Genomic DNA, 22,968 nt, shown 5'->3' on the forward strand with positions numbered 1-22,968 from the left:
ATGCAATCCACCGCGTTTCACGCCATGGGCACCGACGTCGAGCTGTTCGTCAGACACTGGCTCACGGCCCCCGAGCTGTCGAACCTCGCGTGCCGGCTGGAGGCCGCAATCCGCCGCTACGAGCGCATCTTTTCCCGATTTGATCCGGAAAGCGAGCTGTCTCGCCTGAATCAGCAGGCGGGATCGTGGTTCATGGTCTGTCCCGAGCTCGACGAGGTGCTGAAACTCGCGGCGCATTGGTTCGAACAGACACGGGGCTATTTTGACCCGTTCGTCGGCGAGGACATGCGCCGGATCGGCTACGGCCTAAGCTTTGAGCGGCTCAGCGTCACCGTCGAGCCCATCCTCGCGTCCACGCGCGTCCCGCCCGTGGCGCCGCCCATCGAGTTTCGCGCCGGTCCGGCCGTCCGGCTTCTCCCTGGCTACGAGGTCGATCTCGGCGGGATCGCAAAGGGGTGGATTGTGGCGCGGTGCGCAGAGCAGCTTTGCGCCGACGGACTTCGGGGTTTCGCCGTCTCGGCGGGCGGAGACGTCCAGGTCGTGAGCGAGGGCGAACCGTGGCCCGTCCGGGTGGCGAATCCGTTCGGCGAAGCGGAACCCATTGGCACCTTCATGGTCCAACGCGGCGGCGTCGCAACGAGCGGAACGTACAAGCGCCGTTGGCGACTGCCGTCCGGGCGCGTGATGCACCACCTGATCGACCCGTTCACCGGGTTGCCCGCCGAAACCGACGCGGTCTCCGTGTCCGTCGCGGCGGACGATCTCGCCACGGCCGAAGTCCTGGCCAAGGTGGCCCTGTTGCTCGGAGCGCACCAGGGCATGCGCTATCTCGCCTCCGCGCGGGATGAAGGCCTTTGCCATTCGTTTCTCATCGCGACCACGAAAGGAGACGTGATCTCATGCAGCTGATGGCCCGGCCGCAGCGTTGGCCGTTCTTGTACACGTGGATCGTGATCCTCGGGATTGTCTTCGCGTCCTATGCGCTCACGGCCCTGACGAATCCGGCGCCCGCGAGCGCCAATCGGGTTCACTGGTACATGGCGCGATCGGCCGGGATGACGGCGTACCTTCTGCTCGCGCTCACGGCATTCCTCGGGGTGACCACGGCGAGCGGCGCGTGGGACAAGCTGAAGCTGAGAAAGCTGGTCACGCAACTGCACCAGTTTTCCGCCCTGCTCGTGCTGCCGTTTGTGTTCTTTCACCTGTGGGGCCTGTATGAAGACAGGACCGTTCCCTTTTCGATCCCGGCGCTTCTGATTCCGTTTGCGGACAGGTACCGGCCGGCCGCCGTCGCGCTCGGCATCCTCAGCCTGTACACGTGGGTGTTGCTCGTCGTCACGTCCTACTTCCGCGAGCGCTTCAACGCGACGGCGTGGCGCCGGATCCACATGCTCGCGTTCCCGATGTTCGCCGCGGTGACCCTGCACGGCCTGCTCGCAGGCACCGACAGCCACACCGCCTGGGCGAAGCTCGTCTACGCCGTCCCGAGCGCCGTGATTTTCGCTGCATCCGTCACGCGCTGGAGAAAGGCGCGATCGAAAACGGCGCGGCGGCCGTCGGCGGCATGAACTTCATCCGCCGATGCGGGCCACGCTGTCCCGGCTGACCAGTTCGACCGGAATGGTGATGACGCGAGGAGGCCGGTTGGGGTTGTGCATGAGGTCGAGCAGTTCGCGCGCCGCCTCCTCGCCCATGGCGCGCGTGTTCTGCCGGATGGTCGTCAATGCGGGCGTCACCAGCCGGGCGATGGCGATATCGTCGAAACCGACGAGCGAGATGTCACGCCCCGGCTCCAGGCCCCGTTGGCGCAGCGCCTTCATGGCGCCGATGGCCATCATGTCCGATGCGAAAAACACCGCGGTCGGCCACTCGCTCGCCTCGAGAATCCGGTGCATCGCCTCCTCGCCCGACTCCTCCAGGAAGTCTCCTTCCGCGACCCATTCGCTGCGGAACGTGAGCCCAAGCTCCTGCATCGCCATGTGATAGCCGAGCGCGCGGTCCTGGCCAGGCTTGGTTCCGAACCGATCGCCGACAAACCCGATCTTCGTGTGCCCCATCGCGGCGAGGTGCTGAACCGCCAGTTTGGCCCCGCCGACGTTGTCGGACGCCAGCCAGCTCGCGCGCGGACCGAACAGGTCGAGATCGACCGACACGATGGGAATGCGGCTGCGGACGAGCGATGGAAGGCCAGGCGACGTGCGCGGAATCCCCAGCAGAAACAGTCCGTCCACGCCGCGGTGGCGGGCCCGAGCCTCGAAGCCCTGCGGCGCGTTGGGAGGCGTGGTGCGCGAAAAGAAGAGCAGATCGTAGCCGCTTTCGCCGACGACGTCCTGAAAACCGGCGACGACGTCGTGCAGGAATGGGTGACGGAATCCCATGCGGGCATCGTCCTGAAAAAACACCCCGATGGACATCGAGCGGCGCGTGACGAGCCCGCGGGCCGCCGCATTCGGCTGGTATCCCAGCTCGCGCGTGATGCGCTGCACCTTCTCGCGCGTCTTCTGACTCACGTCGGGATAGCCGTTCAACACCTTGGACACCGTCGTGGCCGATACGCCCGCTCGGCGCGCAATATCGTAGATGGTGGTCATGGCCAACACCTGAATTCCGCGGCCATGGGCCGCAAAGATAGTCAGATTTCGCAGGACGAAAACGCTTTCGAGGCAAGGCCTGAGAGGCTTGGCCTGCGCAATCCTTCGTTCTACTGGCCTCATTGTAAGCGGAACGCCGGTTCGGCCGCAAGGTGGAGGAGTCCGCTCGAACGTCAGGAAGGCCGCGTTTCGGCGCGAAAGCGCAAATGTCGAAACGATTTGAAAGCGATACCGCAAAGTGATATGAATCATAGCGTGAGGACATCCGCAAAGGAGTGTGGTCTCAAGTGCAGTACACGACGCTCGGCCGATCCGGCCTCAAGGTCAGCAGGCTCTGTCTGGGAACCATGAACTTCGGCCCTGAGACGGAGGAAAAGGAAGCCTTCCGGATCATGGACGCCGCGCTCGACGCCGGCATCAATTTCTTTGACACGGCCAACGTGTACGGTGGACCTGGTCACCGGGGCTGGACCGAGGAGATCATCGGCCGCTGGTTCGCGCAGGGCGGCGGGCGCCGTGAGCGCGTGGTGCTGGCGACCAAGGTGTACAATCCGATGGAAGACCCGCTCGACGGCCCCAACGACGGCCGCGGCCTGTCCGCGTACAAGATCCGCCGCCACCTCGAGGGATCGCTCAGGCGCCTCCAGACGGACCACATCGAGCTGTACCAGATGCACCACGTGGATCTCTCGGTGTCTTGGGACGAGCTCTGGGAGGCCTTTGAAGTCGCTCGCTACCAGGGGAAAATCGACTACGTGGGGGCATCCAACTTCGCGGGATGGCATCTCGCGGTGGCGCAGGCGGCGGCCAAGGCGCGCAACTTCTTTGGCCTTGTTTCCGAGCAGCACAAGTACCACCTGCTCTGCCGCGAACCGGAGCTCGAGGTGTTGCCCTGCGCACAGGCCCACGGCATCGGTGTCATTCCGTGGAGCCCGCTCGCCGGCGGCCTTCTCGGGCGGAACGCGCTCACGGGATCTGGACAGCGCACGGCGCGCGCCAAGGAAGAGATCGAGCGGCTTCGGCCGAAGCTCGAAGCGTTCAAGAAGCTGTGCGACGAGATCGGCGAGCCCCAGGACGTGGTGGCGCTCGCATGGCTCTTGCACAATCCGGCCGTCACGGCGCCCATCATCGGCCCGCGCACGCTCGATCAGCTTGAGGCCAACCTGCGCGCGCTCGAAGTGAAGCTCGACGACGAAGCGCTGAAGCGCCTGGACGAGATCTTCCCGGGCCCCGGAGGTCCGGCGCCAGAGGCGTATGCGTGGTGAGATGCCGGGGCAAGGGCGGCACAGGTCGCCCTTGCCTCTTCTGTTCGCGCCCAGGCGCGATGGACGCCCCGCTACAGCGCGCCGACGGCGGCGAGAAACGCTCGCGCGATGACGAGATGGCCGTTCAAATAGGGATGGACGCGATCGGGCGCCAAAACCCACGTGTTGACGTGCGCGAGCAACCGGTCGAACTCCGCCTGAACGTCCACAAACGGCACCTGCTCGCTCGCCGCCACGCCGCGCATGACCTCGATGTACGCGTCCACCATCCTGCGCATTGGGTCATCGCGATTCGGCTCGAGGTAAAACGGGCTCAGCAGAAACATGCCTCGCACGCGTGGTTTGGTCGTCGTGACGAGATGGCGCAACGTATCCCGATATCGGTCGATCCCGACATGGCGCTCAGGGACGAGCGGCATGTCAAACTGCCGCCAGACGTCGTTGACGCCGATCATGAGGCTCACGTAGTCCGGCTGAAGGCCCATCACCTCGTCCTCCCAGCGCCGAGCCACGTCGACCACGGTGTTCCCGCTCGTTCCCACGTTGACCACGCGGATGCGCCACTCCGGGTGAAGCGCTTGCAAATGCGCGTCCACGAGGGCGACGTAGCCGTTGCCAAGTCCCCCTCTCGGCGCCTCTCCCACCGGCTGCGCCCTGCCGCAGTCGGTGATGGAATCTCCCACCATCACAAGCTTGGCTCCTGGTTCGATCACGGCGGCCTCTCCTCCCTCCGCGCCGATTGTAACACAGCCCGGCGCAAGCGATCGGCCGCCACGATACGCGAGTCGCCACCTCCACGGCTCATGCAGAACGGAGCCAGCCCGGGCTGGCTCCAACGTTCATCCTCTGTTCACTCGTCGGCGCCTGCGCTCAGCGCGTAGCCCAGCACCAGGTACGTTCGCCCATCCACCGCGGACACCTCCTGATACCCGTGCGTCAGGAGCGTGTACACGGCGTTGCGGGCGAGATCGCCCCGATGGACATCCGGCGCACCCGCGCTCTTCACCACATGCACCACGCGGTTGGTGCGCTTGTCGATGGTGAGAACCACGACGTTCTCCATGCCTCTCACCTCGCTTTCCGAGAGCGGTGTGTCCGCGCGGACATCGTATCGTGTGCAATTTGTCGCTCGCGCGCCATGGACAAAGGTCGCGCAGGCACAAAAAAGGGCCCCGGCCGCGAAAACTGATTCGCGCCGGAGCCCTCGAAGGCTCACGAAGAAGGGCCGATGCGCGTGGTCGCGATCGGCCCTCTTCAGCGATTCACTCGATCTCATCCGGGACGATGGTCGCTCGCAAATCCCGCAGGTGGCCATCCGGCGTGTACAGGATGGCATCGGCCGTTCCGGCCTGGTATGCGTCCCGCACCTGCGCTTTCGTGAGGCTGAGTCCGTCGCTCGCTTCCTCGAGCCACGGGGCCTCGCTTTCTAGCGCGCGTCGTTCATGGCGCTCTGCCATCCGCCATCCCCCCGTCCATCGAACGTGATCGCCACGTGTAGTGTGCCTCGATTGGCATCAGGCATGCGCGCGATTCGCCTGAACCTTCGCCTGCTGCTCCATGAGCTTGGCGTGCGGAGGCAAGAACCAGGCGATCACGACGATGGCAAGGCTCACGCAGAACATGGCGAGGAAGATCTCGTGCAGCGTGTGCGCGAGCATGCCGTCCACGAATCGCTTCACCGCGGCCGGGATGCCGGCCGCCTGTCCTCCGCCGGACAGGTTGTTGAGGATCTGCGTGAGATCGCCGCGATTCACGCCCGCCGGCGCGTTCGTGCGCACGTAGCTCGCCGTGATGCTGTTGAACAGGCTGCCGAACACTGTCACGCCAATGGTCTGCCCGAGCGCTCGCGCGAACTGGTTCGATCCCGTCGCGGCGCCGCGCATCTGCCAGCTCACCACGGACTGAATCATGACCGTGGTGGGCGTGTTCAGGTATCCCATGCCGAGTCCCATGACGATCATGACGCCGACAAAGAACCAGTACGGCGTGCCGAGCTTGATGGCAAGGAGCCACGCGGCAGCCACAGCCACAAGCAGGGTCCCGATGACCGTGGTCCGCTTGGCGCCGATGCGGTACATGTATCGCCCGGACAGGGTGGACGCGAGCGGCCACGCGAGCGACATGGGCATGAGCGTGAGGCCCGAGTTCGTCGCGCTGTGGCCGAGGATGGTCTGGATCCACATGGGCAGGTACACGTTACCGCCGATGAGCACGAACGCGGCCAAAAACGCGAGCACGTCCGAGACGGCGATCACGGGATTTGACAGCAACTTGAGCGGCAGCATGGGCTCGGCGACCTTGGCCTCGATCCACACGAACGCTGCGAGGAAGACGGCGCTCGCGGCAAACAGCCCGAGGATGACCGCGCTCGTCCACGCGTACTTGCTGCCGCCGTTCAGGAGCGCGTAGAGCAGCGAGGACACGCCGACGGTGAAGACCAAAGCGCCCCACACGTCCACGCGGTGCTGGCGGCGCTCAAACCGCTCGTGCAGGAAGAGAAGCACGAGGACGAGCGAGAGGGCGCCGACGGGCACGTTGATGTAGAAGATCCAGCGCCAGCTGACGTGATCGACGAAAAGGCCACCCACCAAGGGGCCGAGAAGTCCCGCGACGCCCCAGACGGAGCTGAACAAGCCCTGCATGCGGGCGCGCTCCTCGCCCTGAAAGATGTCGCCGATGATGGTGAACGTCACGGGCATGACCGCGCCGGCCCCGAGCCCCTGAAAGGCCCGGAACCAGACGAGCTCCGCCATGTTCTGCGACAGGCCGGACAGCGCGGATCCGACGACGAACAGCACGACGCCGATGCAGAAGATGGTCTTGCGGCCGAAGAGATCGGCCAGTTTGCCGTAGATGGGCGTCGTCACGCACGTGGTCAGCGTGTAGATGGCGAAGACCCAACTGTATAAGTTCAAACCGTGCAACTGGCGGACGATGTGCGGCATCGCCGTGCTCACGACGGTGACGTCGATGGCGACCAAAAACACCGCGAGCATCATCGCCAGAGAAACCATGCGCCTGTTGGTATGATGCATCTCACGCCCTCCCCCAAATCGATCAAAGACGCCGCCCATTGTAGTCGAAGAGGATCCGCCGGACAAGGGAGGACAAGGCGCGCGGAAGAACTACGGATCCACGCGAAACTGGAAGTTGTCGATGAGCCGCGCCTTGCCGAAGTACGCGGCGACGGCGAGCATGATGTCGCCCTCGATGCGCTCGATGGGCTCGAGATCCGGCATAGAGACGAGATCGGCGTAGTCGAGCCGGGCGACGGGATCCGCCTCAATCCGCTCGCGCATGCCCTGGCGAATGATGTCCGCGCGCCGCTCGCCAGCGAGAATGGCGTCCTTCGCCCAGCTCAACGTGCGGTAGAGCACGACGGCGTGTTCTCGCTCCTCGGGCGTCAGGTACACGTTTCGAGAGCTCTTGGCGAGGCCGTCCGGCTCGCGCACCGTCGGCACGCCGACGATGCGGACGGGGAAGTTGAGATCTGCGACCATGCGCTGAATGATGGCGAGTTGCTGCCCATCCTTCTGTCCGAAGCAGGCGACGTCGGGCTGCACGATGTGAAACAGCTTCGAGACGACCGTGGCCACGCCCGTGAAATGGCCCGGGCGAGATCGACCGCACAGGCGATCCGACAGCGCGGGGAGGGAAACCTCGGTGCGAATGGGCTGCGGATACATCTCCTCCACGCTCGGCGCAAAGACCGCGTCCGCCAAGCCCTGTCGCCGGAGCAGGCCGAGATCGCGGTCGAGATCGCGCGGATAACTGGAAAAGTCTTCGCGAGGACCAAACTGGAGCGGGTTCACGAAGATGCTGACGACGACGAAGTCCGCTTCCTGTTTGGCACGCTCCACGAGCGCGAGATGGCCCTCGTGCAGATAACCCATGGTGGGGACGAGCGCCACCGCCTGACCCTCCCGGCGCGCCTCTCGGACCAACTGACGCACCTCGGCGATGGTGCGCACGAGCATGGGACGCTCAGTCACGCGCGCCACCTCCGTGCCGCGCGATCATGGACTGAAACAGGCGCAACTCGGCGTCCTGGAGATGAACGGTCTGCTCCTCGCCGGGGAAACGGCCCTGCGCGACCTCTTCCATGTACTGACGCGCGGCCTCGCGGATGACGGACGCGAGATCCGCGTAGCGCTTGTTGTGTTTCGGGATGTAGCCCGACGTGTAGCCGATGAAATCGTGAAAGACGAGGACCTGGCCATCGCAGTGCGGGCCAGCGCCGATGCCGATGGTGGGAACGGAGAGCCGGCGCGTGATCTCGGCCGCCACCTCGGCGGGCACCGCCTCGAGCACGATGCTGAAGGCGCCGGCTTCCTCGAGCGCCAGGGCGTCTTCCATCATCTCGAGGGCGCGATCGGCCGTCTTGCCCTGGACCGTGAAACCGCCGAACGCGTGCACGGACTGGGGCGTCAGGCCGATGTGGCCCATGACGGGGATGCCAGCGTCGACGAGGCGGCGGACCGTCTTGGCCACCTCGCGTCCGCCTTCGAGCTTCACGCCGTGGACGCCGCCTTCCTGCATCAGGCGGCCGGCGGATCGCAAGGCCTCCTCGGGAGACACCTGGTACGTGAGGAACGGCAGATCGGCGACGACCATGGCGCCGTCCGCGCCGCGGGAGACCAGGCTCGCGTGATAGACCATGTGATCGAGCGTCACGGGCACCGTGGTCGGCTGGCCCTGAACCACCATGCCCAGCGAATCGCCCACCAAGAGCACGTGAACCCCCGCCTCGGACAACAGTTTCGCCGTCGGATAGTCGTACGCCGTCAGCATGGCGATTTTCTCGCCCGCCCGCTTCATGTTGGCGAGCGTGCGCACGGTCACTGTGCGTGGCATCTACATTCCCCCTGTATCCGCAAACCATTGTGACAAGCGGTTCAACGCCTCGGGCTCGAGCGTCCCCTTGGCCACCGCGATGGGTACCGTGGCCGCCGCGAGGGCCAGATACACGCGGCGCGCGGCCGGATCGCGCTCGAGGGCGTTGAGATGGCGAGCCACGGTCTCCACGTCGCCGCGCTCGATCGGTCCCGTGAGCGCGGCCGGAATTCCGAGAGCCTCGAGATTTTCCAGCGTCCGGCGCGCCAAAGGCAGGAGGCTCTTGGCACCGTCCGGCAGCGGCGCGAGCCGGGCGGCGGTGGCGATGAGCGCAACGAGCGCGTTCGACGCCAGCACGGCCGCGGCGTGATAGGCCGGCTTGTCCGCCGCCGCAATGGCGAAGGGGCGGGCGCCCCATGCCTCCGCGAGCGAAAAGGCGAGGCGCACGGCCTCGGGATGCCCCTCCACGGCCACCGCCACACCTTTCAACCGATCGGCGTCGTTTTCATCTCCGGCAAACGTCTGCAGCGGATGGACGCTCGCCGTTCGGGCGCCGCGGAGGGCGGCCGGTTCGAGGGCGTCGCTCGCGAGCGCGCCGGAGGTGTGAAACACCACCTGCCCGCGCCGCCACGCCCCCGCGTCCGCGAGCGCGCGGCACACGTGCGAAATGGCACCGTCCGGCACCGTGATCCACACGACCTCCGCCTGCGCCACGACCTCGCGCGCTCGCTCCATCCCGTACAGCGGAGCTCGCGTCGCGCGCGCAAAGGTGCGCGCCCGATCGCTGTCCGGGCGACGCGCCACGGCCCCCGCGACAAGAAAGCCCGCGCGCATCGAGCCGAGGGCAAGCGCGACCGCCGTCCGGCCAGGCCCGACAAACGCCATTCGAACCGAACGAGCCTCGTGTTCGGCGCTGGACATCGCACCGCCTTCCCTTCGTGCCTCAACATGCGTGTTTCGAAGTGATTGTACCAGTCCGGCATGAAAATGTGGAATTGAGCCAACCTTGTGGAGAGAGACTCCTGCATCTGGAGCAGGGAGGTGCATATCTGTGCAGGCGTTCTGGCAGTGGATACAGCGCGAAGGCGACCTTCCGCGGCACGCCAAGTGGCTCGGTGTCGCGGCCTTCGCGCTCGGCCTGGCGTGCGCCGTCATGCCGAAAACCGGCGTGTTGCGACTGGAGCCCATCGCGGTCATCTGCGGCACCCTCTGCCTGTGGGCCGGATGGTCCGCGCTCGGCTACGGGGTGTTTGTGCTCCTCGCCATGGACCTCATCCTAAGCCCCGCGTTCTGGAGCGGCCTCACCCACTTGGCCAAGCCGGGCTCGCTCGCCGACAGCGCGGGCGCCTATTTCGATCTCGTCGGCGTGATCGCGATGTCGGTGGCGCTCGTGCGGCAGGCTCTGGTGCGCCGGGCCATGGAGCGGGCGGAGCCGGAGACACCTTCGGACGCCGACCCCACCTGAAGGGAGGCGGGCGGATGAGGCGCCCCGCGTGGCTCGGAATTCTGGCGGCCAGTTTGATCCCGTTTGTGCTGACCCTCGGCAACTCGATGATGGTGCCTGTGGTGCCCGTGATGCAAGCGGCCTTTGGCGTCTCGCCGACCCAAGCCAGCCTGCTCATCACCGCGTACTCCGTGATTGCCGCCGCCCTGATGCCGGTGGCGGGGTTCCTGTCGGATCGCGTGAGCCGCAAGCGCCTCGCCATGGGCGCGCTGGCCATGGCGGCCCTGGGAGGAGCCGTCTCAGCCCTCGGCGCCGCAGCGGCCCACAGCTACGCGTGCGTCCTCGCCGGACGCGTCGTGCAGGGCGTCGGGGCCGCCTTCGCCATGCCCCTTGCCCTTCCGCTCGCTGGCGATCTCGCCGATGACCAAGGCAGGGGCCGCGCGGCGGGATTCACGGAGGTCGGCAACACCGCGGGCAAACTCCTGAGCCCATTGCTCGGCGCGCTGCTCGCCACCTGGGCGTTTTTCGCGCCCTTTTGGGCCGTGTTCGCGCTCTGCGCGGCGCTCTGTGCGGCCATCGCGTGGATGATCCCGCGCTCGCACGCGCCAGACGCCAAAGCTTCCCACAAGCACGCCCTGCGCCGAGCGTTTCTCGCGCACGCGCACCTGCTCGGCGCGGCCTACCTCAGCGGCGCCGTCAGCATGCTCTGCCTGTTCGGCGGCCTCGTCAGCCTGTCCGAGGCGCTCGCGGACGAAGCCCACGTGCCCGAGTGGCAAAACGGCCTTCTTCTTTCCATCCCGCAAGCCATGCTCTGTTTGGCGAGCCTCGTCATGGGCCTTTGGGCGGACCGGTGGAGGGCGAGATCGCCCGCTGCCATCGCGCTCGGCCTCGCCTGGACCGCCGCCTTCTTCGGAGCCGCGGGTGCCGGCGGGAACATGGCGTGGCGCATTGCGGCCGTCAGCCTCGGCGCGTACGGCATCGGCACGGCGATCACGGCCATCGACGCGTGCCTCGCCACCCGATTCTCTCACGAAGTGCGCGGGAGCCTGTCGTCCCTGTACACCAGCGCCCGCTTCCTTGGGCCCACGCTCGGGCCGCCGCTGGCCTCTTGGCTCCTCGGATTCGGGCCGCGGGCGCCCTATGTGGCCCTGGCGGCCTTCGCCCTCGCCGCGTCCGCGTGCTCCGCGGCGCTCCTCAGGAGAAGCGCGCGGGTGTACAATCGGGAAGGATGGACAAGGCCCCAAGAGCGGCCTTCGTGAAAGGAGCCGGCTGATGACGTTGGAACATTCCCATGCGCGCGCCGCGGCCGTAAGCTCGCCCTCGGCCATCCTGATGGCCCTGGACGCCGCCTCGGTCTCGGCCGTCGCGTTTTTGCTTCGCCTCCTGTGGCTCACCGTGGTGCACCCCATGCCGTCGTCCGACTTCTCCTGGTATCGCGATCACGCTCTCGCCCTCGCCGCCGGACAGGGCTACACCTACGACGGCAAGCCGACGGCCTATTTCCCCATCGGCTATCCGCTCTTTCTCGCAGGCATCTACCACCTCTTCGGCAGCGGTTTCTGGAGCGGCACCATCGCCAACGCCGTGCTGAACAGCCTGACAGCGGGACTCGTGACCAGCCTGGGCGCGTCGCTCTGGGGCAGAATGTCGGGCCTCGTCGCAGGACTGCTGTTCGCGGGCTATCTGTCGCAGATCGCCTGGTCCAGCGTGCTCTGCAGCGAAATGCTGTTCACGTTTCTGCTCACGCTCGCGGTGATGATGGGCGCTGCGCGGCCAGGTCGTGAGATCCGGCCAGGACGCGCCTTCGCGCTCGGATGCGTCATGGGGCTCGCGTGCACCGTGCGTCCTGTCCTCTTGCTCGCGCCGGCCCCGTGGCTTTTATACTTGGTGGTGGCGCGCGTCGGCTGGCGCCGCGCGATGGCGCTAGCGGCGGCGGCGCTGTCGGGCATCGCGCTCGCCGTCGCCCCCGTCACGGTCCGCAACGCCATCGATCTGCACGCGTTCGTGCTCGTCTCAACCAACGGCGGGGTCAATCTGTGGCAGGGCAACAATCCGCACGCGAACGGCGCCTACTTCTGGCCGCTCAATCCTCGCGAAAACCCGTTTTTATCGTACATTTCCCATGAGGTGACAGAGGATCGCGCGGCCGCGCAGGCGGCGCGAGCGTACATCGTCACACACCCTTTGCGCACCTTCGAGATGGGCTTTGTCAAGTGGTGGAACCTGTTTGATGGGGTGTCGAACGCCCTGCATTGGTCCATCGGCCAGAGTTCCCCGCCCGTTCCCGCCTGGTTCGCTCGCGCCGCGCGCGCTGTCGATCTCGGCACGTATACGGGCATGCTCGCCTGCGCCGCGGGCGGGATCGCCAGCGCGGTGCGGACCCTTCGGCGGACGCGCGACGCGCGACCCCTGTGGCCGCTCTTCATGCTGGCTTACTATGTGGCGCTCTTTTTCATCTTCCCGGCATGGGACCGCATGCGCGCGCCCATCGAGCCGGTGTTGGCGCTCTTCGCGGGCTATGGGGCCGTTCGGATGGTCGAAGCGTTGCGCGGCAAAGGGAAAACGGCGCGTTTGGCGAGGAACACGTGGACAGGGTGAACTTGGTTGCACCAAACCGCTTGGCATTCGTCGCAGAGCGTGCTATACTACAGCAACAAGCTCCTGTGATGTTCGTGGGGCAGTTTTGGTTTTCATCCACGCAGTACCTACGGGAATCCGTGTCCGTCTGCGGATGCCATGCCTCGGCGTTGTGGACGGTTGAAACCGGCGGTAGGATACCCACCTTGGAGATGGGGATGCAAAACCGATTGTCCCACGGCAGAACGGGGTTACATACCAAGCCGCTTGTCGACGCGAACATCGCTCGGCGGGCGGCTTTTTCATGCCGACGCCCTCATGAATGCCCGCCGCCCGCATCCGCGCACCGATCACAGTATCCGTAGATCTCGAGCCGATGATCCTGAATGTGAAAATGGGGAACCTGTTGCCGAATGCGGTCGATGGGGCACTCCTCGATGGGGATCGAGGCGCCGCAGCGCAGGCACACGAGATGGTGGTGATGTCCCCGCGCGCACTGCAGGCGGTAGCGGGCCCGATCGTCCGCAAACTCCATCGGCTCGATGACGTTCTGCTCCACGAGAATCCCCAGCGTCCGGTAGATGGTGTCGAAGCTCACCGAAGGGTAGATCTGGCTGACGTGATCGTACACCTCTTTCGCGGAAAAGTACCGGTCCCGGTTTTCCACGAAGAGATCCACCACCGCTCGGCGCTTGCCCGTGAACTTGTAGCCTGCCTCTTTCAGCGCTTGAAGAATCGAGGCCGTGGTTTCGTGCACCGGATGCAACTCCCTTCTTTCGCCCCTATCATAAATCGAAATCAATCCGATTTACAAACCGCGCCCGACCTGTTATACTCCTCTCGGCAACCCAAATCGGAATGATTCTGATTTGAGAGGGTGGAGAGAACGAATGAAACGCCCCAAGCGCAAAGCGGTCTTCGCCGCCATCGCGGCCGCAGCCGCCGTGACGGGCTGCGGAATCGCGCATCAGGGCCAGATTGCGTCGGGCGCTGCGGCCGGTGCAAAGATCCGGGCGGTCGGCGCCGAGAGCGAGTACGCGGATCTCATCCGGCAGATCGGCGGCCCGTATGTATCGGTGACGGCCATCATGTCCAACCCCGCGGTGGATCCGCATGAATACGAAGCCAACCCGAAAGACGCCGTCGCCGTGGCCGAGGCCAACCTGATTGTCCAGAACGGCCTGGGCTACGACGGCTTCATGAACAAACTCGAGCAGGCCTCGCCCAACCCCAAGCGCTTCGTGGTTGACGCAGGGCAGGCGCTCGGCTATCAGGCGAACACCGCCAACCCGCACATCTGGTATCAGATGAACACCATGCCGCGCCTGGCGAAGATCGTCGCAGGCGATTTGGCAAAACTGGATCCCAGCCATGCGGCTTACTTCCGAGCGCGGGCGAATGCGTTCGTCCAGTCGCTCAAGCCGTGGGATGAGGCGGTGGCGCGCTTGAAATCCACCTTTCGCGGCCGCGGCGCGGCCGTCACCGAACCCGTGTCGGACTATCTGTTGCAGGAGGCCGGACTCGACGTGAAGACGCCGTGGGCGTTCCAGGCCGCCATCATGAACGGGACGGATCCGTCGCCGCAGGACGTCGCGCTTCAGACCTCGCTCTTTACGCACCACGAGGTCGGCGTGTTCTGTTACAACAAGCAGGTCGTGACGAACGTCACCCGGATGTTTCTGAGCCTAGCCGCGCGCGAGCACATTCCGACGGTGGCCGTCTACGAGACGGAACCTGCTGGACTCACATACCAGCAATGGATGCTCGATGAGACCAACGCCATTTACAACGCCCTCGCGCACGGCACCTCATTGGAGGCGATCTCGTGAATCCCGCCATCGTGTTTCGCGATCTCACCGTATCCTACGGCCACCGGCCGGTCTTTGCGAACTTGACCGGCCAGATTCAGGCCGGATCGTTCGTCGGCGTGCTGGGGCCGAACGGCGCAGGCAAGTCCACGTTGCTGAAGGTGCTGGCCGGTCTCATCCGCCCCGCCGCCGGCTCGGTCGAGATCGACGGAAGGCCCGTCAAGCGGCGCGCGGAGTCCATCGGCTACGTGCCGCAGGCGGTGCAGATGGACGAAGACGTGCCGCTCACGGGGCGCGATCTCGTCGGGCTGGGGCTGGACGGCCATCGCCTCGGCTTCCCGCTGCCCACCAGGCGGCGGCGCGAAGCCATCGAGGCGGCGCTCGCCGAGGTGAACGCGCTCCACCTGGCGGATCGGCGCATCGGCCGGTTGTCCGGCGGCGAGCGCCAGCGGCTGCTCATCGCGCAGGCCATCGTCTCGAGGCCGCGCGTCCTGCTGCTCGACGAACCGCTCAACAACCTGGATCTCGCCTCGACCCAGCAGGTGGTGGAACTCGTGAAGCGGCTCGCGCACGAAGGTGAGATGGCCGTCCTGCTCGTGGCGCACGACGTGAATCCGCTCATCGGGCGCGCCGACGAGATCCTCTACCTGGCCAACGGGCGCATGGCGATGGGGCCCATCGACGAGGTGCTCCGTTCCGAGGTGCTGTCAGATTTGTACGGCTATCCGGTGGAGGTGTTGCGCGCGGCGGGCCGGATCATCGTCGCGGCGGGCGCGATGGACGGACACGCGCACGCTGTATCCGCCGCGAGCCCGGAGGCGAGCGTGATGCTGCCGTGACGCTCGGATGGATACAAGAGGCGCTCGCGAGCGCGCCTGTGCAGCACGCGCTTGTCGCAGGGAGCGAAATTGCGTTTCTTTCGGGCCTCGTCGGCGCGTTCGTGATCTTGCGCGGCCAGTCGTTCGCGGGCCATGTGCTGACCGACGTCGGCACCACCGGCGGCGCGGGCGCATACCTCGTCGGCTTGAACGGGTGGTTCGGCTTTCTGTCGTTCGGCGTGATCGCGTCCGTGGGCATGGAACTCGCCGGCGGCCGCACGCGCGGGGAACGCGATCTCGCCACAGGCGTGGTCTTGTCCCTCGCGCTCGGCTTCGGCGCCCTGTTCCTGTACCTCGACGCCCAGCTCGCGCACGCCAACGCATCGATGGCCGTGCTGTTCGGGTCCCTCTTCACGCTCGATCCCGCCCTCGTGCCCTGGATCTCGTCGTTGGCGGCCGTGTGCGCCGCGGCGATGCTCCTCATCTGGCGGCCGCTCGCGCTCGCCTCCGTCAACCCCGAGCTCGCGCGCGTGCGCGGCGTGCCCGTGCGGGCGATGTCCATCGCGTTTATGGTGGTGCTTGCGGTGGCTGTCGAGACGGACGCGCTGGTGGCCGGATCGCTCCTCGCCACCGCGCTCATCGTTGGACCGGCCGCGGCGGCGGCTCGGTTCGTCTCGAATCCGCTTCGTGCGGGTGTGGCGGCGGGCGTGTTAGGCGCGGCCATCGTGGTGGCAAGCGTGTTGCTTTCCTACGACAGCTACAATTGGCTGCCGCAACACACCAGCTGGCCGGTGAGCTTCTTCGTGGCCGCGCTCGCGTTCTTGGCGTACGTCGTCCCGGCGGCCGCCCGCCGCTTCGGAGTGCGGCGCATGGCGGAGGTGACAGAGGCATGAACCCGTGGGTGATGTTGGCCTTTCCGTTTGCTCAACATGCGTTTTTGGCGGCGAGCTTCGTCGCCGCGGCAGCGGGGTGGATCGGCTTCTACGTGGTGCTCCGGGGCACGGCGTTCGCCGCGCACGCGCTCCCGAAAATCGGGTTCGCCGGCGCGAGCGGCGCTCTGCTTCTCGGCGTGAACTCGCTTTTTGGCGTGAGCCTCTATTCGGCCGTCGCCGCGCTCGGCATCGGCGCGCTGGCTGAGCGGGACAGGCGCGATGTGGCAACGGCCCTGGTGCTCGCCCTCGGGCTCGGCACGGGCGCGCTGTTTCTCAGCCTCGGCAACCTGTACGCCGAAGACGCGATGTCCCTCTTGTTCGGCCAGGTGGTGGGCGTGAGCGCCTTGGGCGTGATGGAGACGGCGTGCGTGTCGGCCGCTGCCGTTCTCGTCGTGGCGGCGTTTCACCGCGTTCTCCTGTTCACGTCCGTCGCGCGCGAGGCCGCCGCTGTCCGCGGCGCATCCAACCGGATCGCCGACTGGGCGCTGCTCGTGGGTCTGGGCCTTGCGACGAGCGCCATGATGCCTGTGGTCGGGGCGCTGCTCTCGTTCAGCCTGCTCGTCGGCCCCGCGCTCGCCGCGCGGCATCTCGTCCGCCGACCCTGGCAGGCCATTCTCACAAGCGTCACCCTCTCGCTCGCCGTCACCTGGCTCTCGCTGTTCCTCTCGTTCGCCCTCGGCTGGCCCGTCGGATTCTTCGTCGCTTGCCTGTCGGCGCTCGCCTACGCCATCGCCCGAGCCGCATCGCGGATCTTCGACAGGCGCCCGCTGGAGGGCATGGCCTGAGTCGCTCATGACCGTTTTGCGACAGCCGCGGAGCCCCTTGGTCCGAGAGCGCTTACACCATTTGCCACCCCGTCGATCCGTCTGCTAGGATCGACTCGTCATCATGGTTCGTTCTTGACGAGGGGTGAAGCGGATGGACGAACAAGAGCGGCTTCGGCCGAAGACGTGCAAGGAGTCTCGCGCCACGAAGATCCTGCGCGTCTTCCCCGGCGACCTGAATGATCACCACACCATGTTCGGCGGCAAGCTGATGGCGTACATCGACGACGTGGCGTCCATCTCCGCAGAACGCCACGCCCGCGCGCAGACGGTCACAGCTTCTACCGACAGCGTCGACTTCCTGTTGCCCATCACCGAAGGGCACTCCGTATGTCTGACGTCGTACGTGACGTCGACGGGCCGCACGTCGATGGAGGTGTTCGTCAAGGTCGTCATTGAACACCTGCGGACGGGCGAGCGAAAGATCGCGGCGACGGCGTTTTTGACGTTCGTCGCGCTGGGGCCGGATGGCAAACCCATCCCGGTGCCGCCCGTCATCCCGGAGACCCAAGAGGAGAAGGCGTTGCACGAAAGTGCGCCCGCCCGCGCCGAGGCGCGCCGCAAGCACCGCGAACAGAGCCGGATGCTGGCGGAGCACCTCAAGCCGGATCGGCTGTGGGAAATGGTGTAGACGAGCCGCCCGACAAGGGCGGCTTTTTGCTGCGGGACACAGGGCTTGAGGCTTTGGGTTCACCTCGCCACGGGGACGCGCCGGCCCGTGCGAGCCGACTCGAGGCACGCGTCGATGACGCGCATGTTGGCCACCGCATCCTCGGGCGGGAACCGGAGCGGGCGGCCTTCGAGAATGGCGCGGCCGAGATCGTCGACCTCAAGGGCGTAGGGATCCAGCGGGTCGAACGTCTCCACGCGATCCGCCTCGCCCGCGATGAGGCGCAGCGTCACGGGCTCGCCCAGGAAGGCCCGCTCCAACACCAGGCGCCCGTCCGCACCGATGACCTCGAGTTCGTTTCGATCCGCCGCCCACATGCCGCAGTCAAACAGGAGCGAGATGCCGCCCGCGAACTCCACAAGGCCGGCCAGGTACATGTCGACGCCGTCGTGATCGGGCGAGAAGAGCGCGTGCGCCGTGGCCGCGACGGGCTCTTGACCCAGGAGGAGCCTGGCGGCGGAGATGGGGTAGCAGCCGACATCGTAGAGCGAGCCGCCGCCCCAGTCGCGGCGGTAGCGGATATTGCCGCGATCGGCGGCGTTGTTGAAAGTGAACGAACCGCGAATGCCCCGCACGGGCCCGATGGCGCCGGACTGCACGAGTTCGAGCGCGCGCCGGTAACGCGGGTGGTGGCGGTACATGAACGCCTCGGCCAGGACGACGCCGCGCGCGTTGCAGGCGTCGACCATCTCCTGCGCTTCGCGGGCGTCGAGCGCGAGCGGCTTTTCGCACAGCACGTGCTTGCCCTGTTCCGCCGCGCGCAGCGTCCACGGCTTGTGCAGGTGGTTCGGCAGCGGAATGTAGACCGCGTCGACATCGGGATCCTGAAGCAGTTCCTCGTAGCTCCCGTAGGCCCGCTGCGCCCCGAATCGCCGCGCCACGTCCTCAGCCTTGGCGCTCGTGCGGCTGGCCACGGCGTAAAGCTCCCCCGTCTCCGACGCCAAAATGCCAGGGATCAGCTTGCGGACGGCAATGTCCGCACATCCGAGAATGCCCCATCGCACTTTCTTGTCCATGCCAACACCCCTTTGCTGAGCATCTGGTCCTCACTCCATGATGCCACACGCTGCGATGGATGTCGGCGAGATCCGATCTCTTCATGGGCGCTTTTGTCGAACGGCGGCCGCGAGATCCGATCTCCTGTGTCGAACGGCGGCGCCGAGATCGGATCTTTTCCGAACTTCGCGCGCAAAGCCGCGCCGAGGGCGCGCGGCCGTTTGCGGTGCTCCGGGGCGCACGGCCATAATGGGGACGAGGTGATCTCCGTGCATCGTGGCCTTCGAACGGCCCTCACAGCGTTGGTCCTCACGTCGCTTCTCGCGGGCTGCGGGCAAGCGCCCTCCACGAGCGCGCCCGCGCATTCGACATCGCAGGACGACCATCTTCCCGCAGGCGCGTCGCCGGGCGCGCTCGTCGCATGCGGATCGACAGAAGTGGCCGAATACGCGGGCGGCAAGTGGACGTACTTCCCTGCGTCGTCCATCTTGAGCGCTCCTTCGACCGTGTTTGAGACGGTTGACGTGTCCTCGACAGGAGAAGTCGCCGCAGTGACGAGCGGATCGCCCGACGCGTCGACACCCGGCATGTCCTCCGCCAACATGCTCTGGACGTATCGCAAAGGCTGGCACCTGGTCTCCATCCGCAACGACACGGACGTCCAACTCCACAGCTTCGGCCCGGACGGCACGCTCTACGTCGTTCCGGACGACGGCACGCTCCCAGGCATTTGGAAGCGGACGCAAAGCGGCTGGAAGCAGCTTCCCGGCAGCGCGGCGCTGGGCTACATCGCCTCGCTCGCTTGGTCGCCCCAAGGGGTGCTCACGGTCGTGTCGGTGCCCCAGAACGGGGCCACCACCGTGTGGCAATTTGAACATGGCCGCTTTGTCCCCATGACGAGCGATCGCGTCCCGTTCGCCGCGGACTCCGTGACGGTCGGCTTCGCACCGAACGGCCATCTCGCCGTCGGCACGAGCGCGCACGGGGTGTGGATCGACGAGGGCGGCCGTTGGATCCAGCCGGGCGGTGTCGCGTGCCCCGTGACGGACGTCGGCCAGTTCGGCTGGTCGCCTTCCGGCGTGCTGACGGTGAGCGGCAAGGCCGAATCGCGCGACGGCCTATGGCAGTTTTCCGGCGGCAGCTGGCATCAGGTCCAGGGCCTTGGCCCCGACATTGGCGCGGACAAGATTTACGAGTTCGGCTGGTCGCCCACCGGCGTGCTGACGGTGAGTGACGCCACCAGGTGCCAGATCTTCGAACTCGTCGGCGGACGGTGGACGCCCGTGTGGACGAAGACGCACGCCACCGATCAAAACGCGGTGCCGCCCAAGTTCGCGTGGTCTCCCACCGGCGCCCTTGTGACGAACGGCGGCGATCTCGGCGGGCTGTGGGAACTCAGCCCGAAGGGCGACTGGGTGCAAATCGGCGGCGCGTCATCGCCGTTTGCCGGCGAAGTCGGCGTGAGTTTTACCTTCGCGCCGAAGTCGCTCGTGCACGCTCCGTGACGGGCCCGCCCTGCCGGCGGGCCTCCCCGCACTCCCCCGCACCCCTGCGTGTCAGCCGCCGACGCGCCAAAATGTCGTCTGACCGCTCGACCCCGCAGGATTTCACGCCCCGTGCGGCGAATGGATTCGTCGTCTCTTCAATTGAGCACAAAGGATGATGACGAATCTTGCACCCGGTTCCTCAGACGTATATTCCGACGCTCGTGATTCTCTCGTATATCGTCGCGTCCCTCGCCGCATACGCGTCGCTCGATCTCGGCCGCCGCGTGCTGGAGACGCGAGCGAATCGCCAGCTGGTGTGGGTGGTGCTCGGCGGGATCGCGATGGGCATCGGCATCTGGTCCATGCACTTCGTCGCGATGCTCGCCCTCATGCTGCCCGCTCCCATGAACTACAACTGGGGTGTCGTCGCGCTCTCGCTCCTCTTTGCCATGGCCGGGCCCGGAGCGGCCCTCTACGTCGTGGCGAGATCCGCCTCGCCAGCGAAGCTCGCCTATGGAGCTCTGTTCATGGGCGCCGGCATCGTCTTCATGCATTACACAGGCATGGCCGCCATGACCGTCGAAGGCGGCGGCTTCTACTATCGCGTTGGGCCATTCGCCCTCTCGGTCGTGATCGCCATCGTCGCCTCGTACGTGGCGCTCTGGCTGTCGTTCCGGCTGGCGACGGCGCGGGGCTGGATGGCGCAGGCGGCGAAGGTGGCGTGCGCCCTCGTGATGGGCATCGCCATCGCCGGCATGCATTACACCGGCATGTGGGCCACGGTGTTTGTCCTGCCTGCCCACCGGCGGGCCGCGCCCATGGCCTACAGCGGCCCGCTGGCACTGGTGGTGACCGTCTTCAGTGCGTTCATTCTCGTGGCCGCCATCGCGACGGTGATGCTGGATCGGCGCATTCAGGCCGACCGGCGCCAGTTTCGCCTCGCCGACGAACGGTTCCGGTCGCTGTACACTCATCATTCGGACGCCATCTTCACCCTCGATGCGCGCGGCGAGATTGTGGATCAGAATCCCCGCGCGAAGCAGCTTCTGCCGGAGGACGTGTTGCGGCGATCCGCCCGGGCGTTCGCCCGCATGATCGATCGGCGCGATCGTCCGAAGGTGTTTGCCGACTACCGGCGGGCGCTCGCGGGAAGCACCACCAATGGCGAGTTTGTGCTGCGCACGGGCGAGCGGACGTTGCACATGAGCGCGACCCACATTCCCATCGTGCTCGACGACGAGATCGAGGGCGTGTTCCTGGTGGCGCGCGACGTCACGGCGGAGAAGGCAGCCGCCGAGCGCATGAACTACCTCGCGTTTCACGATACCCTGACGCAGCTCGCCAACCGGCGCCACTTCGAGATGCGAGTGGACGAATTCATTCGCGAGGCCCAAAGCGGCGACGAGATGCAGATCCTGTTTGTCGATCTCGACCGCTTCAAGTCCGTCAATGACACGCTTGGACACGAGTTCGGAGACAAACTGCTGCAAGAGATCGCGCGCATCCTGAAAGAGGTGGCGGGCGATGACGCCCTCGTGGCCCGCATGGGCGGAGACGAATTCACCATCACGCTGTTCCGTCAACCCATCGAGCGCGCCGTGGAGCTCGCGGACGCGATTCTGAATCGGTTGCGAAAGCCCGTGCGCGTGGAGGGTCGCCCGCTCTACATGACGGCAAGCCTCGGGATCGCGAGCTTCCCGCGCCACGGCGCCACGCGCGACATGTTACTCCGCCACGCCGATCTCGCCATGTACACCGCGAAAGCCGAGGGACGGAGCACGTACCGGCTGTTTGAAGAGCGCACGGCGGCGAGCGCGAAGAGCCGATTGGAGCTCGAACAGGAACTCCGCACCGCCGCGGAGCGCGGCGACTTCGAGATCCACTACCAGCCGAAGATCGACATGCGGGCCAAATCGGTCGTCGGCGTGGAAGCCCTGCTGCGCTGGCGACGCCCCAACGGCGACTACGTGCCGCCGAGCGAGTTCATTCCCATCGCGGAGGAGACCGGCCTCATCGCGCCCATCGGCGAATGGTGCCTGCGCAACGCCTGCCGGCAGGCCAAGAGGTGGCTGGACGCCGGGCGCCCGCTCCGCGTGGCGGTCAACCTCTCTCCCTACCAGGTGCTCACGGACGGCTTTCTCGAGGTGGTGCGCGACGTCCTGGAGGAGACCGGTCTTCCTGCGCAATATCTCGAGATCGAAGTGACGGAAAGCGCCATGATGGACGCCGAGCGCGCCGAACGTTTTCTCGCGGGATGCCAGGCGCTCGGCATCGAGGTGTCGCTCGACGACTTCGGCACGGGGTACAGCTCGCTGAGCCGCCTGACGCACCTGCCGCTCAACGTGGTCAAGATCGATCGCGCTTTTACGCAGCGCGCGGTCGACGGCGGCCGGGCCCGGGCCCTGGTGGCGAGCATTGTGGACATCGCGCACAACCTCGGCATGCGCTGTGTGGCGGAAGGCGTGGAGACGAAGGAACAGTTGTCCGTCATCGAGGCGCTCGGATGCGACGAGGCCCAGGGATTCTACTTCGCCCGGCCCGTTCCCCCTTCGGATCTCGAAGCGCTCTCGATCACGGCAGGATAAGAGGTGGGACAATGGAGAGGCGGTTTCGGGCCGCGATCGTCGGCTGCGGTCAAATGGCGAACACGTGGCCCGGATGATGTACGCCGCCATCGAGAGCGCGGCGCTCGGAGCCGCCGTTCGCGTTGCCGACGGCAGCCC

General features: G+C 66.3%; 23 protein-coding genes and 1 other RNA gene. 14 read left to right on the forward strand and 10 right to left on the reverse strand.

Features of this window, described 5'->3' with window-relative positions; translation table 11 throughout:
• A complete protein-coding gene (locus J3481_RS08305; protein ID WP_206831560.1) occupies nt 1–909 on the forward strand; it encodes an FAD:protein FMN transferase in 909 nt (302 codons plus the stop codon).
• Complete coding sequence (locus J3481_RS08310; protein ID WP_206831559.1) at nt 900–1,568, forward strand: ferric reductase-like transmembrane domain-containing protein; 669 nt, start codon at nt 900–902, stop codon at nt 1,566–1,568. The genes J3481_RS08305 and J3481_RS08310 overlap by 10 nt, the downstream gene beginning before the upstream one ends.
• Before the next feature lie 3 nt (nt 1,569–1,571).
• Here the strand turns inward: J3481_RS08310 and J3481_RS08315 are convergent, their stop codons facing one another.
• Complete coding sequence (locus tag J3481_RS08315) at nt 1,572–2,591, reverse strand: LacI family DNA-binding transcriptional regulator (RefSeq protein ID WP_206831558.1); 1,020 nt, start codon at nt 2,589–2,591, stop codon at nt 1,572–1,574.
• A gap of 287 nt (nt 2,592–2,878) precedes the next feature.
• On the opposite strand from J3481_RS08315, the gene J3481_RS08320 reads away from it, so the two are divergent.
• Nucleotides 2,879–3,856, forward strand: a complete 978-nt coding sequence (locus J3481_RS08320) for an aldo/keto reductase (RefSeq protein ID WP_206831557.1) — start codon at nt 2,879–2,881, stop codon at nt 3,854–3,856.
• Between the two features lie 71 nt (nt 3,857–3,927).
• Here J3481_RS08320 and J3481_RS08325 read toward each other — a convergent pair whose 3' ends face one another.
• The 7 genes from J3481_RS08325 to J3481_RS08355 form a co-directional block, all read right to left on the reverse strand.
• Nucleotides 3,928–4,569 (reverse strand): SGNH/GDSL hydrolase family protein, encoded by a 642-nt coding sequence (locus tag J3481_RS08325; RefSeq protein WP_328702076.1) that lies wholly within the window; start codon nt 4,567–4,569, stop codon nt 3,928–3,930.
• A gap of 137 nt (nt 4,570–4,706) precedes the next feature.
• Entirely contained in the window at nt 4,707–4,919 is a 213-nt protein-coding gene (locus tag J3481_RS08330; RefSeq protein WP_206831556.1) for a hypothetical protein, read from the reverse strand.
• A gap of 199 nt (nt 4,920–5,118) precedes the next feature.
• Nucleotides 5,119–5,313: a hypothetical protein gene (locus J3481_RS08335; protein WP_206831555.1), complete on the reverse strand. Its 195-nt coding sequence runs from the start codon at nt 5,311–5,313 to the stop codon at nt 5,119–5,121.
• Between the two features lie 57 nt (nt 5,314–5,370).
• Nucleotides 5,371–6,891, reverse strand: a complete 1,521-nt coding sequence (locus J3481_RS08340; RefSeq protein ID WP_206831554.1) for an MDR family MFS transporter — start codon at nt 6,889–6,891, stop codon at nt 5,371–5,373.
• A gap of 90 nt (nt 6,892–6,981) precedes the next feature.
• Nucleotides 6,982–7,833: a pantoate--beta-alanine ligase gene (panC, locus tag J3481_RS08345; RefSeq protein ID WP_206831609.1), complete on the reverse strand. Its 852-nt coding sequence runs from the start codon at nt 7,831–7,833 to the stop codon at nt 6,982–6,984.
• Nucleotides 7,834–7,840: 7 nt separating this feature from the next.
• Nucleotides 7,841–8,710: a 3-methyl-2-oxobutanoate hydroxymethyltransferase gene (gene panB, locus J3481_RS08350; protein WP_206831553.1), complete on the reverse strand. Its 870-nt coding sequence runs from the start codon at nt 8,708–8,710 to the stop codon at nt 7,841–7,843.
• Complete coding sequence (locus tag J3481_RS08355; RefSeq protein WP_206831552.1) at nt 8,711–9,610, reverse strand: Rossmann-like and DUF2520 domain-containing protein; 900 nt, start codon at nt 9,608–9,610, stop codon at nt 8,711–8,713.
• Nucleotides 9,611–9,740: 130 nt separating this feature from the next.
• Between J3481_RS08355 and J3481_RS08360 the strand changes: the two genes are divergently transcribed.
• The 4 genes from J3481_RS08360 (at nt 9,741) to ssrS (ending at nt 12,966) form a co-directional block, all read left to right on the forward strand.
• Entirely contained in the window at nt 9,741–10,154 is a 414-nt protein-coding gene (locus J3481_RS08360) for a hypothetical protein (RefSeq protein WP_206831551.1), read from the forward strand.
• 14 nt (nt 10,155–10,168) lie between these two features.
• The gene (locus J3481_RS08365; protein ID WP_206831550.1) at nt 10,169–11,392 is read left to right on the forward strand and encodes an MFS transporter; all 1,224 of its coding nucleotides are present in this window, start codon (nt 10,169–10,171) and stop codon (nt 11,390–11,392) included.
• A 13-nt stretch (nt 11,393–11,405) separates the two neighbouring features.
• Nucleotides 11,406–12,731 carry a glycosyltransferase family 39 protein gene (locus J3481_RS08370; protein WP_206831549.1) on the forward strand — a complete coding sequence of 442 codons (1,326 nt, stop codon included), beginning with the start codon at nt 11,406–11,408 and terminating at the stop codon, nt 12,729–12,731.
• Between the two features lie 57 nt (nt 12,732–12,788).
• Nucleotides 12,789–12,966, forward strand: a non-coding RNA gene (gene ssrS, locus J3481_RS08375) — 6S RNA.
• A gap of 60 nt (nt 12,967–13,026) precedes the next feature.
• Here the strand turns inward: ssrS and J3481_RS08380 are convergent.
• Nucleotides 13,027–13,467, reverse strand: a complete 441-nt coding sequence (locus tag J3481_RS08380; protein WP_206831548.1) for a Fur family transcriptional regulator — start codon at nt 13,465–13,467, stop codon at nt 13,027–13,029.
• Nucleotides 13,468–13,600: 133 nt separating this feature from the next.
• Between J3481_RS08380 and J3481_RS08385 the strand changes: the two genes are divergently transcribed.
• From J3481_RS08385 to J3481_RS08405, 5 genes are all read left to right on the forward strand, one after another.
• On the forward strand, nt 13,601–14,539 hold the full coding sequence (locus J3481_RS08385) for a metal ABC transporter solute-binding protein, Zn/Mn family (RefSeq protein WP_206831547.1): 939 nt from the start codon (nt 13,601–13,603) through the stop codon (nt 14,537–14,539).
• On the forward strand, nt 14,536–15,357 hold the full coding sequence (locus tag J3481_RS08390; protein ID WP_206831546.1) for a metal ABC transporter ATP-binding protein: 822 nt from the start codon (nt 14,536–14,538) through the stop codon (nt 15,355–15,357). Before J3481_RS08385 ends, J3481_RS08390 begins: the two co-directional genes overlap by 4 nt.
• Nucleotides 15,354–16,229, forward strand: coding sequence for a metal ABC transporter permease (locus J3481_RS08395; RefSeq protein WP_206831545.1), 876 nt, complete (start codon nt 15,354–15,356; stop codon nt 16,227–16,229). Before J3481_RS08390 ends, J3481_RS08395 begins: the two co-directional genes overlap by 4 nt.
• Complete coding sequence (locus tag J3481_RS08400) at nt 16,226–17,053, forward strand: metal ABC transporter permease (RefSeq protein WP_206831544.1); 828 nt, start codon at nt 16,226–16,228, stop codon at nt 17,051–17,053. The genes J3481_RS08395 and J3481_RS08400 overlap by 4 nt, the downstream gene beginning before the upstream one ends.
• A gap of 133 nt (nt 17,054–17,186) precedes the next feature.
• A complete protein-coding gene (locus tag J3481_RS08405) occupies nt 17,187–17,723 on the forward strand; it encodes an acyl-CoA thioesterase (protein ID WP_206831543.1) in 537 nt (178 codons plus the stop codon).
• Nucleotides 17,724–17,782: 59 nt separating this feature from the next.
• Here J3481_RS08405 and J3481_RS08410 read toward each other — a convergent pair whose 3' ends face one another.
• On the reverse strand, nt 17,783–18,778 hold the full coding sequence (locus J3481_RS08410; RefSeq protein ID WP_206831542.1) for a Gfo/Idh/MocA family protein: 996 nt from the start codon (nt 18,776–18,778) through the stop codon (nt 17,783–17,785).
• 249 nt (nt 18,779–19,027) lie between these two features.
• On the opposite strand from J3481_RS08410, the gene J3481_RS08415 reads away from it, so the two are divergent.
• Both J3481_RS08415 and J3481_RS08420 read left to right on the forward strand, forming a co-directional pair.
• The gene (locus J3481_RS08415) at nt 19,028–20,263 is read left to right on the forward strand and encodes a WD40 repeat domain-containing protein (protein WP_328702075.1); all 1,236 of its coding nucleotides are present in this window, start codon (nt 19,028–19,030) and stop codon (nt 20,261–20,263) included.
• A gap of 167 nt (nt 20,264–20,430) precedes the next feature.
• Entirely contained in the window at nt 20,431–22,830 is a 2,400-nt protein-coding gene (locus J3481_RS08420; RefSeq protein WP_206831541.1) for an EAL domain-containing protein, read from the forward strand.
• Nucleotides 22,831–22,968 lie beyond the last annotated feature (138 nt).

It is taken from the genome of Alicyclobacillus fructus, from assembly GCF_017329605.1.
Lineage (GTDB): Bacteria > Bacillota > Bacilli > Alicyclobacillales > Alicyclobacillaceae > Alicyclobacillus > Alicyclobacillus fructus.